At 73.6% G+C, this 14,154-nt stretch carries 13 protein-coding genes; 5 read left to right on the top strand and 8 right to left on the bottom strand.

Going from position 1 to position 14,154, the window contains the following annotated elements:
* Positions 1 to 9: 9 nt before the first annotated feature.
* The 3 genes from OF850_RS07310 to OF850_RS07300 are packed head-to-tail and all read right to left on the bottom strand — an operon-like array spanning position 10 to position 1,879.
* On the bottom strand, positions 10 to 462 hold the full coding sequence (locus OF850_RS07310; protein ID WP_301589321.1) for an acyl-CoA thioesterase: 453 nt from the start codon (positions 460 to 462) through the stop codon (positions 10 to 12).
* On the bottom strand, positions 459 to 992 hold the full coding sequence (locus OF850_RS07305) for a lipocalin family protein (RefSeq protein WP_301589320.1): 534 nt from the start codon (positions 990 to 992) through the stop codon (positions 459 to 461). The genes OF850_RS07310 and OF850_RS07305 overlap by 4 nt, the downstream gene beginning before the upstream one ends.
* A complete protein-coding gene (locus OF850_RS07300; RefSeq protein WP_301589318.1) occupies positions 989 to 1,879 on the bottom strand; it encodes a polysaccharide deacetylase family protein in 891 nt (296 codons plus the stop codon). The genes OF850_RS07305 and OF850_RS07300 overlap by 4 nt, the downstream gene beginning before the upstream one ends.
* A 131-nt stretch (positions 1,880 to 2,010) precedes the next feature.
* On the opposite strand from OF850_RS07300, the gene cydD reads away from it, so the two are divergent.
* From cydD to recQ, 5 genes are all read left to right on the top strand, one after another.
* Positions 2,011 to 3,624, top strand: a complete 1,614-nt coding sequence (gene cydD / locus OF850_RS07295) for a thiol reductant ABC exporter subunit CydD (protein WP_301589317.1) — start codon at positions 2,011 to 2,013, stop codon at positions 3,622 to 3,624.
* A complete protein-coding gene (cydC, locus tag OF850_RS07290) occupies positions 3,614 to 5,242 on the top strand; it encodes a thiol reductant ABC exporter subunit CydC (RefSeq protein ID WP_301589316.1) in 1,629 nt (542 codons plus the stop codon). Before cydD ends, cydC begins: the two co-directional genes overlap by 11 nt.
* Positions 5,239 to 6,144, top strand: coding sequence for a radical SAM protein (locus OF850_RS07285; RefSeq protein WP_301589315.1), 906 nt, complete (start codon positions 5,239 to 5,241; stop codon positions 6,142 to 6,144). The genes cydC and OF850_RS07285 overlap by 4 nt, the downstream gene beginning before the upstream one ends.
* A gap of 30 nt (positions 6,145 to 6,174) precedes the next feature.
* Positions 6,175 to 6,552, top strand: a complete 378-nt coding sequence (locus tag OF850_RS07280; RefSeq protein ID WP_301589314.1) for an OmpA family protein — start codon at positions 6,175 to 6,177, stop codon at positions 6,550 to 6,552.
* Between the two features lie 68 nt (positions 6,553 to 6,620).
* Positions 6,621 to 8,420, top strand: coding sequence for a DNA helicase RecQ (gene recQ / locus OF850_RS07275; protein ID WP_301589313.1), 1,800 nt, complete (start codon positions 6,621 to 6,623; stop codon positions 8,418 to 8,420).
* Here recQ and OF850_RS07270 read toward each other — a convergent pair.
* The 5 genes from OF850_RS07270 to OF850_RS07250 form a co-directional block, all read right to left on the bottom strand.
* Complete coding sequence (locus OF850_RS07270; protein ID WP_301589311.1) at positions 8,375 to 10,132, bottom strand: ABC transporter ATP-binding protein/permease; 1,758 nt, start codon at positions 10,130 to 10,132, stop codon at positions 8,375 to 8,377. The two genes, recQ and OF850_RS07270, sit on opposite strands and share 46 nt — an antisense overlap.
* Positions 10,129 to 12,396: a glycosyltransferase gene (locus OF850_RS07265; protein ID WP_301589310.1), complete on the bottom strand. Its 2,268-nt coding sequence runs from the start codon at positions 12,394 to 12,396 to the stop codon at positions 10,129 to 10,131. The genes OF850_RS07270 and OF850_RS07265 overlap by 4 nt, the downstream gene beginning before the upstream one ends.
* Complete coding sequence (locus OF850_RS07260; RefSeq protein WP_301589309.1) at positions 12,393 to 13,304, bottom strand: hypothetical protein; 912 nt, start codon at positions 13,302 to 13,304, stop codon at positions 12,393 to 12,395. Before OF850_RS07260 ends, OF850_RS07265 begins: the two co-directional genes overlap by 4 nt.
* Before the next feature lie 76 nt (positions 13,305 to 13,380).
* The gene (locus OF850_RS07255) at positions 13,381 to 13,827 is read right to left on the bottom strand and encodes a DUF1499 domain-containing protein (protein WP_301589308.1); all 447 of its coding nucleotides are present in this window, start codon (positions 13,825 to 13,827) and stop codon (positions 13,381 to 13,383) included.
* Positions 13,824 to 14,081 carry a DUF3253 domain-containing protein gene (locus OF850_RS07250; protein WP_301589307.1) on the bottom strand — a complete coding sequence of 86 codons (258 nt, stop codon included), beginning with the start codon at positions 14,079 to 14,081 and terminating at the stop codon, positions 13,824 to 13,826. Before OF850_RS07250 ends, OF850_RS07255 begins: the two co-directional genes overlap by 4 nt.
* Positions 14,082 to 14,154 lie beyond the last annotated feature (73 nt).

The following is a 14,154-nucleotide window of genomic DNA, read 5'->3' as shown; positions in this document are numbered from 1 at the left end:
CGTTTCCGTTCAGGAGGGGGTTGCCGGCACGGCGATCCGCCGGAACTTCTCGCGCCAATCCTCCGGGATGGACGCGGGGCGGCCGGAGGCGCGGTCGACGTAGACGTGCGTGAAGTTCCCTTCCGCCGCCGCCTCCTCCGCCGTGTCGAAGGCCGCGACGTCGTAGCGGACGGAGGAGGTGCCGAGCCGCGCGACGCGCAGCCCGATCCGCACGGTCATCGGATAGGCGAGGGGGCGGCGGTAGCGGCACCCCGTCTCCACCACCAGCCCGACCAGCGGGCTGCTCGCGATGTCGAGGATGCCGTTCTCGACCAGCCACATGTTCACCGCCGTGTCGAAGAAGCTGTAATACGCGACGTTGTTGATGTGGCTGAAGGCATCGTTGTCCGCCCAGCGCGTGGTGATGGGCACCAGCACCGGGAAGTCGCCGTCGCGCAGCGGAGCGGGGCGTGCTCCGCTCATCGCGCGGCGACCTGGAGGCGCGAGAGGTCGAAGCCCTCGCGCCGCGCGACCGCCTGGGCCGCCGCGAAATCGGCAGGCGGCATGCGCGGCTCGCGCGACAGGAACCAGAGGGAGTCGCGGTCCGGCGTGCCGACCACCGCCCAGCGGTAATCCGGGTCCAGCCCGATCACCCAGTAATCGCCGTAGAAGGGGCCGAAGAAGGAAACGCGCAGCCGGGCGTTGTTCGACCCTTCCACCGCATAGGCGACCCCGCGCGCCTCACGCCGGGGGCGGCCTTCGGCCAGGGCGTTCACGCATGCGTTCAGCACCTCCAGCTTGCCGTCGGGGCGGGGCGTGTAGGTGGCGGTGGTCTCCTCGCAGCGGAGGCTGGCGCTGTCCTGGAAGCGCTGCGGGAAGCGCGCCGCCTCGTGCCAGGTGCCGGCGTAGCGCGGGAGGTCCACCCCCGCGACCGGGCGCGGCGTGGAGGCGTCGGGCTGCGGCACGGCGCAAGCCGCGAGCGCCAGCAGGGCGAGGAGAGGGAGCGTCTTCACGGGATGGCGTCCTCCGGCCAATGGGTGGTCACGTGGTCATGGATGCCGCCCGCCGTGGTGATCCACACCTCGTCCCGCCGGGAAGCGATCTCCGCCAGAACGCGGCGCAGCGCCCGAAGTCGGTAGGGCTGGCCGATGATGTAGGGGTGCAGGGCGATGCCCATGACCTGCGGGATGCCGTCCGCCACCTGGCGCAGCCTTTCCCGGAAATCCTGCGAGACCAATTCCGCGAAGTGCCGCGCCCCGTCCTTTCGGGCGATGATGGCGGGGATGTCGTTCGCTTCCTGCGGGTAGGGGACCGACAGGATGCGGCCCGCACGGGTGCGCTTCCACACCGGCTGGTCATCGTGGCACCAGTTCAGCGAGTATCGGTAGCCGGCCTCCTGCAGCAGGTCCGGCGTTGCGCGGCTTTCGGCGATCCAGGGGGAAAGCCAGCCGCGCGGCGCCGCCCCCTCCTGCCGGACCATCTCTTCCGTGCAGGCGCGAATCAGCGCCGCCTCCTCGGCTTCGGGCAGGGTGGATTGGCGCTTGCTGTTGGTGCGGCCGTGGCCGGCCATCTCGTCGCCCCGGGCGCGGTGGGCCGCCACGAGCTCCGGCGCGTGGTGATACATCGCCGTGTTCAGCAGCACGGTGCAGGGCAGGGAAAGCTCGTCCAGCAGGTCCAGCAGGCGCCACGCGCCCTCGCGGTTGCCGTAGTCGCGCCAGGCATGGTTCAGCACGTCGGGCTGCGGCCCGCCCGGCGCCAGCTCCGCGCCCAGACCCTCGCCAAAGGAGAAATGCTCCAGGTTGACGCCGAGATACACGGCCAGCTTCGCCCCGCCCGGCCAGGAGCCCTGCGGGCGGCCCCGCCAGGGTCGGTAGGGGAAGCGGCCATGGGTCCGAAGCATGGGGGGCGAATCCGGGCGGGGAGGGCGAACAGGAGGCCGCAGCGCGCTGCGGGTCGCAAGAGCGCGGCCCCCAGGCTAAAAGGCGCGCGATGGAGTCGCCCGCAGACAGCAGAGCGGCCCGGGCCTGGCTGATGCTGCAGGCGCGCGGGCGGATCGCCGCCCTTGCCCTTCCCGTCGGACTTGGCCTTGCCGCCACGCTCTGCGCGGTCGCTGCCACGTTTCTCGCCGCGCGGATGCTGGCCGCGGTGCTGGGCCTCGCCCCCGGCGCGGGCTGGAGCGACCTGCTCCTCGCCGCGCTGCTGGCGCTGCTTTCGGCGGGCCTCGCCCTGGCGGGGGAGGAAACCCAGCTTCGCGCCGGCGAGGCGATCCGCGCCCGGCTGCGCGGCGAGGGCTTCGCCCGCCTCCTGGCCCTCGGCCCCGCCGACCGGCGCGGCGTGGGCGAGAAGGCGGTGCTGCTGGTGGACCGGATCGAGGCGCTGGACGGGTTCTTCGCCCGCTGGCTGCCCGCCGCCGCCCTGGCGGTGCTGGCGCCCGCGCTGGTCCTCCTGGCCGTTGCCTCCTTCGACGGGCGCAGCGCGCTGGTCCTGCTGCTGGCCGGGCTGCTGGTGCCCGTCTCCATGGCGCTGGCGGGGATCGGCGCCGCGCGGGAAAGCCGCCGCCAGATGGAAGCGCTGGGGCGCCTGGGCGGGCGCTTCCTGGACCGGCTGCGCGGCCTCGCCACGCTGGTGCAGTTCAACCGTGCAGAGGCGGAGGCGCAGGCGCTGGGCCGCGCCGCCGAGGAGTTCCGCACCCGCACCCTGCGCGTGCTGCGCGTCGCCTTCCTGTCCACGGCGGGGATGGAATTGCTGGCCGCCGGCTCCATCGTGATCCTGGCCTGGCGTCACGGCGCGCTGCTCGGCGCGGGGCACCCGGACCCGGTGGCGGGGATCTTCTGCATCCTCGCCGTGCCGGCCTTCTTTCAGCCGCTGCGCGTCTTCTCCCAGGCCTATCACGAGGCGATGGCGGCGCGCGGCGCGGCCTCCGACCTCCAGGCCCTCCTGGACAGGCCGCACCGCCCCGGCCTGTTGCTCGACACCGTGCCGCCGCGAGTCGCCCTGGCCTTCACCGATGTGACGTGGCGTCCGGACCCGGAGCGCCCGCCCGCCCTCGACCGCCTGACCTTCGCCGTCGCGCCGGGGGAAACGCTGCTGCTGGTCGGTCCCTCCGGCGCGGGCAAGAGTTCCGTTCTGCGGCTGCTGATGGGGTTCGGCCGGCCGGATTCCGGGCGCATCGCCGTCAACGGCCAGGACGCGCTGCGCCTCGACCCGACGGAGCTTCGGCGCATAACGGCCTATATGGGCCAGCGCGCCCATCTCTTCGCCGGCACGATCCGTGAGAACATCGCCCTGGCGCGACCCGATGCCGCCGCCGCCAAGGTGGAGCGCGCGGCCGAGGCGGCGCGCGTCCTCCACTTCACGCGTGACCTGCCAGAGGGGCTGGACACGCGCGTGGGCGAGGGGGGCTTCGGCCTGTCGGGCGGCCAGGCGCAGCGCGTCGCCCTGGCCCGCGCCTTCCTGCGCGACGCGCCGCTGGTGCTGCTGGACGAGCCGACCGCCCATCTCGACCCGGCGAACGAGGCGGCGCTGCTGGAGGGAATCTCGCGCCTCGTGGCCGGGCGCACCGCCATCGTCGCCACCCATTCGCCCATCCTGCGCGGACTTTCGCCGCGCGTGCTGGATCTTGGGGCGCTCGCGCGTGTGGGCTGACCTCGCCCGCGTCCTGCGCCTTTGGGCGCCGCGCCGCGCCGCGCTGGCGGGGGCGCTTCTGGTCGCCATGGCGTCGGCGCTGACGGGCCTCGCCATCCTGGCGCTCGCCGGGCAGGGGGTGGCAGCGGGGCTGGCCGGGGCGGGGGCCGCGGCGCTGCTCGCCTTGCGGCCGCTGGTGCTGCTGCGCCCGGCGCTGCGCTGGCTGGAGCGCTATGCGAGTCACGCCGCCGCGTTCCGGGCGCTGGCGGATACGCGGGTCTGGTTCTTCCGCCGCCTCGCCGAACGCATGCCGGGCGGCATCGGCCATCGCGGCGGCGGCGACCTGCTGGGCCGCCTGATCGGCGACGTGGATGCGCTGGACCGGCTCTACCTCGCCGCGCTGGTGCCCGGCGCGGCGGCGTTGGCCGCCCTCCTGGCCATCGCGGCGCTGCTGGGCGCGGCGCCCGGCCTGCTGGCGCTGGTCGCACTGCCGCTGGTCGTGGCGCTGATCCTGCCGCAGCTCCTTGCCCCCCGCGTGGCCCGCGCCGCCACCGAGGCCGCCGAGGCACGGGGTGCGCTGCGTGCCGCGGCGACCGACCCGCTGGCCGGGATGGAGGACCTGCTCGCCGCCGGGGCGGAGGAGCGTGCCCAGGCGCGGCTGGCGGAAGCCGACCGCCGGATGATGGCGGCGCAGCGCCGCCTCGCGCGGCGGGGGGCGCTGGCGGGGGCACTGGGAATGCTGCTGGGCCAGGCGGCGCTGCTGGGTGCCCTGGGCTGGGGGCTGGCCGGCGGCGCCCCGCCCCTCGCGCTGCTGGCCGTGCTGCTTGCCGCCGCCTTCGCCGAACCCCTCTCCCTTCTGCCGCGCGCGGGCGCCGCCCTGGCCTTTGCCGGGGCCGGGGCGCGACGGCTTTTCGAGGCGGCGGACACCCCGCCCCCCGTCTCCACCCCTGCTGGCCCCGCGCCCGAACCGGCGGACGCCACGCTAGCGCTGGAAGGGGTGGAGTTCGCCTGGACGCCGGGCCGCCCGGTCCTGCGCGGCGCCTCCTTCATGCTGAAACCCGGCGAGCGCGTCGCGATCCTGGGGCCGTCAGGTTCGGGCAAGTCCTCCCTGGCCGCGCTGCTGCAAAGGCTGCGCGACCCTGATTCCGGGCGCATCACCCTGGGCGGCGTGGACCTCGCCCTTCTGCCGCCGGAGGAGGTGCGCCGGCGCATCACCGTCCTGTCGCAGCACGCGCGAATCTTTGACGACACGGTGGCCGCGAATCTCCGCATCGCCGCTCCGGACGCGCCGGAGGCCGCGCTGTGGCGGGCCCTGGCCAAGGCCGGGCTGGCCCGCAAGGTCGAGGGGTTACCCCACGGGCTGGACACGCGCTGCGGCGAGGGCGGCACCCTGCTCTCCGGTGGCGAGGCGCGGCGCCTCGCCCTCGCGCGCGCCCTCCTGCCCGCCGCGCCGATCCTGGTGCTGGACGAGCCGACGGCCGGGCTGGACGCCGAAACCGAGCGCGCCTTCCTCCAGACCCTGGCCGCGGCGGCCGAAGGGCGCAGCCTGTTGCTGCTGTCCCATCGCCTCGCGGGGGTTGAGCAACTTCACCGCGCCTACAGATGGGTGGATGGAGTGCTGCTGGAGGCGCCGGCGTGAAGTTCCAGGACCCGCATCGGACCGCGAAGGGTGAGCGCCGCGCCGCTGTGCCGCTCTTCGGCCTGCGGACGCTCTGGGCCAATACCGGCACGCTCTGCAACATCACCTGCGCGCATTGCTACATCGAGAGCAGCCCGCGCAACGACCGCCTCGCTTATCTGACGCTCGACGACCTTCGCGCGGCACTGGACGCGGCGAAGGGCGAGCCGCTGGAGGAGGTGGGCTTCACCGGCGGCGAGCCCTTCCTGAACCGTGAACTCGTTCCCATGCTGCGCCTCGTGCTCGGGCGCGGGCTGCGCGCCATCGTGCTCACCAATGCCATGAAGCCGATGCGCAACCACGCCGAGGCGCTGCTGTCCCTACGCGGAGAGGCCGGGCTGACCATGCGCGTGAGCCTCGACCACCCCGACCCGGACCTGCACGACGCGGAGCGCGGCGCAGGGAGCTTCGCCGCGACGCTGGAGGGGCTGCGCTGGCTGGCCGTCCATGGCTTCCGCCTGCACGTCGCCGGGCGCGCCGGCTTCACCGCGGAGCCGGAGGCCGCGCTACGCCAGCGCTTCGCCGCGCTGTTCGAGGCGAACGGCATCCCGGTGGACGCTGCCGACCCCGTCTCGCTGATGCTCTTTCCCGAGATGGACGAGACGGCCGAGGTGCCGGAGATCACGGAGGCGTGCTGGGGCATCCTGGGCAAGTCGCCGGAAAGCGTGATGTGCGCTTCCTCGCGCATGCTGGTGCGGCGGCGGGGCGCGAAAGCCGCAAGCTGGGTCGCCTGCACCCTGCTGCCCTATGACGAGCGCTTCGACCTCGGCGCGGATTTCAGGACGGCGTCGCGCGCCGTCGCCCTCAACCATCCCCACTGCGCAAAGTTCTGTGTGCTGGGAGGCGCGGCCTGTTCGCGCTGAGCGCCCCCGAACTGCACCGGAGAGACATTGATGCGTCGCGCCTTCCTGCTTGCCCTTCCTGCCCTCGCCGCCGCCTGCGCGTCTGTCGAGGACGAGCCGACGCGGGTGGTGTTCTTCACCGCCGACAGCGCCGCGCTGGACGGCCCCGCGCGGGAGGTGGTGACCGGTGCCGCGCGCCGCGCCGCGCGCTTCCCGAACAGCCGCGTGCGCATCCTGGGCTACACCGGCCCGGCCGGCGAGCCGGAGGCGAACCGGATCCTGGCCCGCGAGCGCGCCGAAGCCGTGGCCGCCGCGCTGCGCGAGGCGGGGGTGGCGCCCGGCCGCATCAGCGTCGCCGGGCGTGGCGCGGTCGGCTATGAGCTGGTCCCCGTCGAAAGCCGCCGCGTCGAGATCCACTTCGAGGGGTAGCGCCGCGCGCCTTCCCACCGTCGCACGACTGGCCGGCGGGGACGTGGCGCGGTAGACCCCCGGCGGTCATGCCGCGCGACACCGCGATCCGTTCCCCCGAGGAGGTCCTGCACGAGGTCTTCGGCCATGGCGGCTTTCGCGGCCGCCAGGCGGAGGTGGTCCATCACGTCGTCGCAGGTGGCTCCGGCCTCGTGCTCATGCCCACGGGCGGGGGCAAGTCGCTGTGCTTCCAGGTGCCGGCGCTGTGCCGCCCCGGCCTCGCCATCGTCGTCTCGCCGCTGATCGCCCTCATGGAGGACCAGGTTGCGGCGCTGCGCCAGCAGGGCGTGGCCGCCGCGGCCCTCCATTCCGAACTAGAGGAGGAGGAGCGCCGCGCCGTGTGGCGGGACATCCTCTCCGGCCAGCTCAAGCTGCTCTATGTCAGCCCCGAACGGCTTTCCATGGAAGGCATGCTGGAGCGGATGGGGTCGCGCTCGGTCGCACTTTTCGCGATCGACGAGGCGCATTGCATCAGCCAATGGGGCCATCACTTCCGGCCCGAATACCGCGCGCTCACCCTGCTGCACGGCCAGTTCCCGGAGGTGCCGCGCGTCGCGCTGACCGCCACGGCGGATGGGCGCACGGTGGAGGATATCCGCCGCCTGCTGGACCTGCAGGACGCGCCCGTCTTCCGCTCCTCCTTCGACCGCCCGAACATCCACCTCGCCGCGGCCCCGCGCGAAAGCGAGCGGCAGCAGCTGCGGGCCTTCCTGCGCCGCGTGGACGGGACAGGCATCATCTATTGCGGCACGCGCAACAAGGCGGAAGCGACGGCCGAATGGCTGCGCTCCGATGGGCACGAGGCGCTCGCCTTCCATGCCGGCATGGACACGGCGGCGAAGCGGGAGGCGCATCGCCGCTTCGCGCGGGGCGAGCAGGTGATCATGTGCGCCACCATCGCCTTCGGCATGGGCATCGACCGGCCGGACGTGCGCTTCGTGGCCCATCTCGCTCTGCCGCAGGGGCCGGAGGGCTGGTACCAGGAGATCGGCCGCGCCGGGCGCGACGGGCTGCCGGCCAAGGCGCTGCTGCTCTACGGCGCGGGCGACATCGCCCTGTCGCGCCACCGCATCGCCGAAAGCCCGGCGGGGCAGGAGCAGAAGCGGATCGAGCGCGCCCGGCTGGACGCGATGGTCGCCATCGCGGAATCCGCCACCTGCCGCCGCCGCACCTTGCTGCGCTGCTTCGGTGAGGATCTGGAGAAGGATTGCGGCGCCTGCGACGTGTGCACGAACCCGCCGCGCCTCGTGGATGCGACGGTCGCGGCGCAGAAGCTGATCTCGGCCGCTGTCCGCACCGGCTCGCGCTTCGGGCTGGGGCATCTGGTGGACGTGCTGCGCGGGCGCATGACCGACAAGGTCGCCCAGTTCGGCCATGACCGCCTGCCCACCTTCGGCAAGGGCAAGGAGGTGGCGGAGGGCACCTGGAAGGACATCGCGCGGCAGCTGGTGGCCGAGGGCGCGCTGGACGTGGCGGTGGAGAATTTCGGCGAACTCGTCCCCACCGAATCAGCCCGCCCGCTGCTGCGCGGCGAGCGCGCCTTCATGCTGCGCGAAAGCAGCTTCCAGCCCCGCGCCGCCCGCGAGGACCGCGTGGCGCCGCCCTCCGACGATCCGGTCTTCGGCGCGCTGCGCGAATGGCGGCGGGAGGAGGCGCGCAAGCAGCAGGTGCCCGCCTACGTCATCTTCCACGACCAGACCCTGGCCGAGATCGCTTCTCGCCATCCCCGCTCGCTGGACGACCTTCGCGACGTGCCGGGGGTCGGCGAAAGCAAGCTGAACCGCTACGGCGCGGCGGTGCTGTCCGTGCTGGAGTCCACCCCCGCATAGAGCCTGCCGTCCCGCACCTCCCAGCGCCGCGTGTGGAACTCGGCCACGCCGGGGCGGTGCGCGATGGAGACGAGGGTGAGGCCGGGCAGGCGCTTCAGCAGCAACTCGTAGAGGCGGCGCTCCATGGCCGGGTCGAGGCTGGCCGTCGCTTCGTCCAGGAACAGCCAGTCCGGCCGGTTCAGCAGCGCCCGCGCCAGGGCGAGGCGCTGCTGCTCCCCCCCCGAAAGCCGCGCCCCCCAGGCATCCTCCTCGTCGAGGCGCGGCAGGAGATGGGCGAGGCCGGCGAGTTCCATCGCCTCGCGCAGGTCGCTCTCGTCCAGGGAGTCCGGGGCGGAGGGGTAGCACACGGCCCGGCGCAGCGTGCCGAGCGGCAGGTAGGGGCGCTGCGGCAGGAACATCGCCCGCGCCCCCTCTGGAACCTCTACCCGCCCCGAGCCGAAAGGCCAGATCCCGGCGATGGCGCGGAACAGGGTGGACTTGCCGGAGCCGGATGGGCCGGTGACCAGGACCCGCTCGCCGGGGCCAATCTCCGCATGGTCCGCCTGCAGCAGCGTGCGCCCATCGGGCAGGGCAATGGAGACGGCGTCCAGGCGCAGCGTGTCGCCCGGCGTGGCGGCGGCCTTCACCCCCTCGCCGGCATGGGCCCGCGCCGCATCCAGCGCGCGGCGGAAGCCGGAAAGCCGCGTCACCGTGGCGCGCCATTCGGTCAGGGCGGCATAGTTGTCCACGATCCAGGACAGGGCGCCCTGCACCTCGCCAAAGGCGCTGGCGGTCTGGGTCAGCCCGCCGAGCGGGATACGCCCGGCGAAGAAGGCGGGGGCGGCGACCACGAAGGGAAAGACGATGGCGACCTGGGTGTAGCCGGTGGTGAAGAAGGTTAGCCGCTTGGTGGCCACCATCAGATCCCACCAGTTCGCCATCACCGCGGCGAAGCGGCCCATCAGCCCCGTGCGCTCCGCCGTCTCGCCACGGTGCAGGGCGATGCCCTCGCTGCCGTCGCGGAACCGGACCAGGGCGTAGCGGAAATCCGCCTCCACGCGCTGTTGCCGGAAGTTGAGCCGCGCCAGCGGCCGCCCGATCAGGTGCGCGAGCCAGGTGCCAAGCCCGGCATACAGGATCGCTACCCAGACGAGGTAGCCGGGGATCGTCACCCCGAGGATCGTGACGCTGTCCGACAGCGACCACAGCACGAACAGGAAGGAAAGCAGCGTCACCACGGAGCGCATGAGGCCGAGCCCCAGCGTCAGCGTCATGTCCACGAAGAGCTTGGCGTCCTCCGACACGCGCTGGTCCGGGTTGTCGGCCTCGCCCGCATCCAGCGACAGGCGGTAATGGGCCCGCTCCGCCAGCCATTGATCCAGCATCCCCTCGGTCAGCCAGCGCCGCCAGCGGATCTGCAAGGCCTGGCGCAGGTAGAGGGCATAGACTGCGACGAGGATGTACAGCGCGGCGATCCAGGCAAAGCCAGGCATGGTGCCGCTGTCGGTCTCCGCCCAGGTGAAGAGCAGGGCAGTGAAGCGCTCCGCGTCGCGCGCCTCCAGTGCGTTGAAGAACTCGCGGTTCCAGAAGGAGAGCAGCACCGCCATCGCCACCAGGGCGAGGTTCAGCCCCACCACGACCAGCAGCAGGGTCCAGGCCTTGCCCTTCTCGGGCGAGCGCCAGAAGGGCAGGGCGAGGGAGGCCGCGTCGCGCAGCGTCGCCCTCCAGGTCACGCGACGGCGGCCTGGAGGTAGGATTCGAGCAGCGCGGCCGCCTCGTCCTTCCCGGCCTCGCGCAGCGCGGCCAGGGCGGGGGCGGCGCGCGGGCGGTCGCCGGGGGTAACCAGCCCGGCCAGGGCCATCACCCCCGCCTCGCCCGCACCGGGCAGGGCGAGGCGTTCCAGCCGCAGCGCCACGTCGCCGGGTGCGAGGCGGCAGGCCTGCTCCATCAGCGGCGCGGCCGCCGGATGCCCCTCGGCGGCGAGTCGGCGCGCCAGGGCGGCGAAGGGCGCGGCGCCGTTCGCGGTGACGAGGTCGCCGGGCGGAGCCGGGTAGCGCGGCGCCACCATGATCTCCATCGCGACGGACAGCGCCTCGCGCAGCGCGGGGAGTTCCGCCCCCCGCCAGGCGCGGGCGATGCGCGCATGGCTGCGCCAAGCCTGGTGCCGCGTCATGCCGCGCAGCATGCCCCCCGCGGCGGCGCGGTAGTGGTAGAGCGCCTCGGGCAGGCAAAGGATCTCCTCGCCGTGCAGCGCGGCGCGCAGTAGGAACTCCCAATCCTCGAAGGCCGCGCGCTCGGTGGTGAAGCCGCCCAGCGCGTCGAACAGGTCGCGACGGACGAGGAAGCCCGCATCGCCGAAGCAGTTCTGCAGGAAGCCGAGCTCTGCCGGCCCGCCGAGGGGGATCCAGTCATTCGGCTCGGCGGGGTGGTGGGCGGGGCCGCGCCCCTCGCCGGAGAAGACGTGGATCTGGCAGGAAAGGATGCCCGCCCCCGAGGCCTGGGCTGCGCGCACGTAGCGCTCCACCATCCACGGATAGGCGATGTTGTCGTCATCCATGAACAGGACGTAGCGGCCCGTCGCATGGGCCACGCCGGTGTTGCGCGCGGCGCCGAGATAGCGATTCGCCTCGTGCCGGACGAGGCGCCAGCCGCGTGCGGCGAGGCGCGGCTCGATCGCGCCGAGGAAACGCCGCGCGGCCGGGTCCGGGCTGCAGTCGTCCACCACCACGACCTCCAGATTCGGCCAGGTCTGGGCCTCCAGGCTCGTCAGCGCCTCGGCCAGCAGCACGGGGCGGTTGTAGGTGCAGAGCACCACGGAAACGAGGGGCGCGTCGGCGGGCGGGTCGGGCAGGGGGGCGAGGGCGGCGGCCTCGTGCTGCATGGCGCGCCACGCCTCGCGCGTCTCGGCGAAGGACACGGCGGGGCGCACCGCGGCGGTGCCGCCTTCCAGCACGGCGGCGAGGCGCGCGGCCAAGCCTTCCTCGTCGCGGCGGTACAGGGCGAGGGGGCGGTCCTCCTCCAGCACCAGCTCCGGGATGCCGCCCACCTCGGGGCCCAGGAAGGGCGTGCCGGCCGCGAGGCATTCCAGCACGGTGTAGGGCGAGTTCTCCGTGACGGAGGCGATGACGGCGATGCGCCCGGGCTCGGCCAGGAAGGCGCGCGCGCCGGCCACGTCCAGCTCGTTCCGCACCTCCCAGGGGAAGGGCCAGCTTCGCGCCGCGCGCGCGATAAAGGACAGGGCGTCCTCGCCCCCCGCCTCCCCGATCTTGCCGAGAAAGGCGACGCGCTCCGGCGCCTGCCCCTCGCGCACGAGGCGCGTGATGGCGGCGCAGAACAGGTCGAGCCCCTTGCGCTCCTCCAGCCGGCCGAAGAACACCGGCTCGCGCACCGCGCGGGGCTCGGGGCGGCCGGCCGCGAAATGGGCGGGAAGCAGGTTAGGATGGACGCGTGTCCGTGCCGGCAGGCGCCACCCCTCCTTCGCCACCCAATCCACGAGGTAGCGGCTGGGCGAGAAGACGAGGTCGGCCAGCTCGGCCGAGCGGCGCTCCATGAAGGAGGTCGCGGCGGCCTCGGGCGTCGCGGCGAAGTCGTGGCTGTTGCGGCGGTGCCAGGCGGTGGGCGAATGGAGCTGGCAGACCAGCGCGGTGCGGCGCAGCCCCAGCCCGGCGCGCCGGGCGGCCGCGGCGAAGAAACCGATGCCGCGCCATTCGTGGTAGTGCACCACGTCGAAATCGCGCGCCATCAGCCAGTGCGCGGCAGCCAGGGATTGCCGCGCCTCGTCCCCCTCGTGGTGCAGGGATTCGAGGCGGATGCCGCGCGCGGCGTAGTCCTCCATCCAGGCGGAAAGGGGCTGCGTCTCCGTGAAGCCGGAAGGGTAGAGGATCGTGACCTCGTGCCCCGCCTCGGCGAGTTCCTCGGCCAGGGCCGTGAAGGCGGTGCCGATGCCGCCATTGCGGATGGGGCCGGCCAAATCGTGGGTGAGGAGGCAGATCTTCACGCTTCGCGTTCCGCGACGATGACAAGGGAGCGTCCGTCCCAGACCGGTCGGGCGGAACGCAGGGCGAAGCCGCTGGCACGAAGCAGGCGGCGGAGCCCGGCCTCGTCGGTGAAGCTCCACCAGGCCTGCCCGCCCAGCCCGGCCGACCGCGCCTCGGCGAGGCTGAAGCCATGCGGGAAGCGGCGATACTGGTCCAGCGCGACGCCGGACTCGGCCCAGAACTCGGCCATGGCGGCGGATTGCGCGGGGGTCATGCCCGTGGCGTGCCAGAGCGCGCCCGGGGTGTAGCCGGCGCGGCGCAGCGCCCCTTCCGACCGGATGACGGGGGTTTCCAGCACGACGTGCCGGGCACCCGTCGCGGCCAGGGAGCGCAGCCGCGCCACGGGGTCCGGCCAGTGGATCAGCTGGCTTCCGTCCAGCACGAGTTCCGGCCCGCCCGCCATCTCGCGCAGGTCGGGATGGTCATGGGGCGCGCGCAGCCACCAGGGCCGGGGCGCGTCGCAATCCAGGCTTCCGCCCAGGGCCGGCATGTGCGCGGCGCGGCCTTCGGCGAGGATGCGGACCGCTTCCTCCTCCATCTCCAGGCGGCGCGCTTCTTCCAGCAACACTTCGTCCGCCTCGGACGGGATCCAGGGCTGGGCCACGTGGGCGCGCCTGGCTCCCGCTTGCCGGCACAGCAGCACGCCGCGTGCGACGCGACGGAGGTCGTTCCAGGCGAACAACACGCCGCGCCGCCAGCACAGGCCGAGCGCGGCGGCGAGCAGCGCATCGTCCCGCACCGGGTCGGGCAGGGCGCGGGGCGGGCCGGGGAGCGCGGGGAAGGGGATAGGCGCGGGCGCCTCGTCGGGAGGCGCGGGTGCCGGGTCCTCTTCGCTCCTGTCCCGTCGGAACAGTCCCTTCAGCCTCATGCGGCAGCGAACCCCATCAACCACAGGTGGCGGAACCTGGCTGCAACATCCCCTGCCGGTAAGGGGCGCGCCCGTGTCACCGGACCGCGACCTCCAGCGCCTCGAGCCAGCGCGCGGCGCGGGCGCGGTTCACGCCGAGGTCGGACCAGCCGAACAGGCTGCGCGAAAGCAGGAGGAGGCCCGACCCCTCGGGCAGGGGCACGGCTTCGGCCCAGACGAGATCGGGAAAGTTCATCCAGCGCGTCCGCTCGACCCATTGCGCCTGATGCCGCTCCGGCCAGGCGCCCAGGCGGTGGCAGCGCGGGAACCCGTCCACCAGGACCAGCAGCGTCTCGAAGAGCCGCTCCGCCGGCACCGGATAGATCGGCGAGGGGAGGTGTGCGCGCGCGGCCACTGGATGACCCGGAGGAGCCGCGAGCGCCGCGTTGGGCGAGCGGGGCAGGACGAGGCTGCCGAAATCGAGCGGGGCCGGCGGCGGCAGGCCTTCCGGCCCGCGCCCCAGAAGGGCGGAGACCGGGTTCACCGCGCGATCCGCAGGCGGATGACGCCATGCATCGCCTCGGGCGCGATGGGCTTGCCCTTGCGGAGGATCTCCATCTGTCCCTCCGTGGCGAGCGCCGCCGCCTCGCGCCGGACGCGGTGCATCAGGGGGCGCCAAGCTTCCGGCGCCAGGGCGCGCGCGACCTCCGAGGGGCAGATCGAGCGGTCCGCGCCGCGATCGCCCGCGAGGCGCAGGATCTCGGCCCGGATGGCCTCGGGGGTGGGGTCGCCTTCCATGACGTTCTTGTGCGGGCGGGGCCGCCCCCTTGTCCAGCGGGGCAAGCCCGCCTATCCGGCCCGCGTCAGACCA

Source organism: Sabulicella glaciei (assembly GCF_026183895.1).
GTDB lineage: Bacteria > Pseudomonadota > Alphaproteobacteria > Acetobacterales > Acetobacteraceae > Roseococcus > Roseococcus glaciei.
Note: the sequence above shows the minus strand (reverse complement) of the source record. Positions and strands in the feature narration are given on the sequence as shown.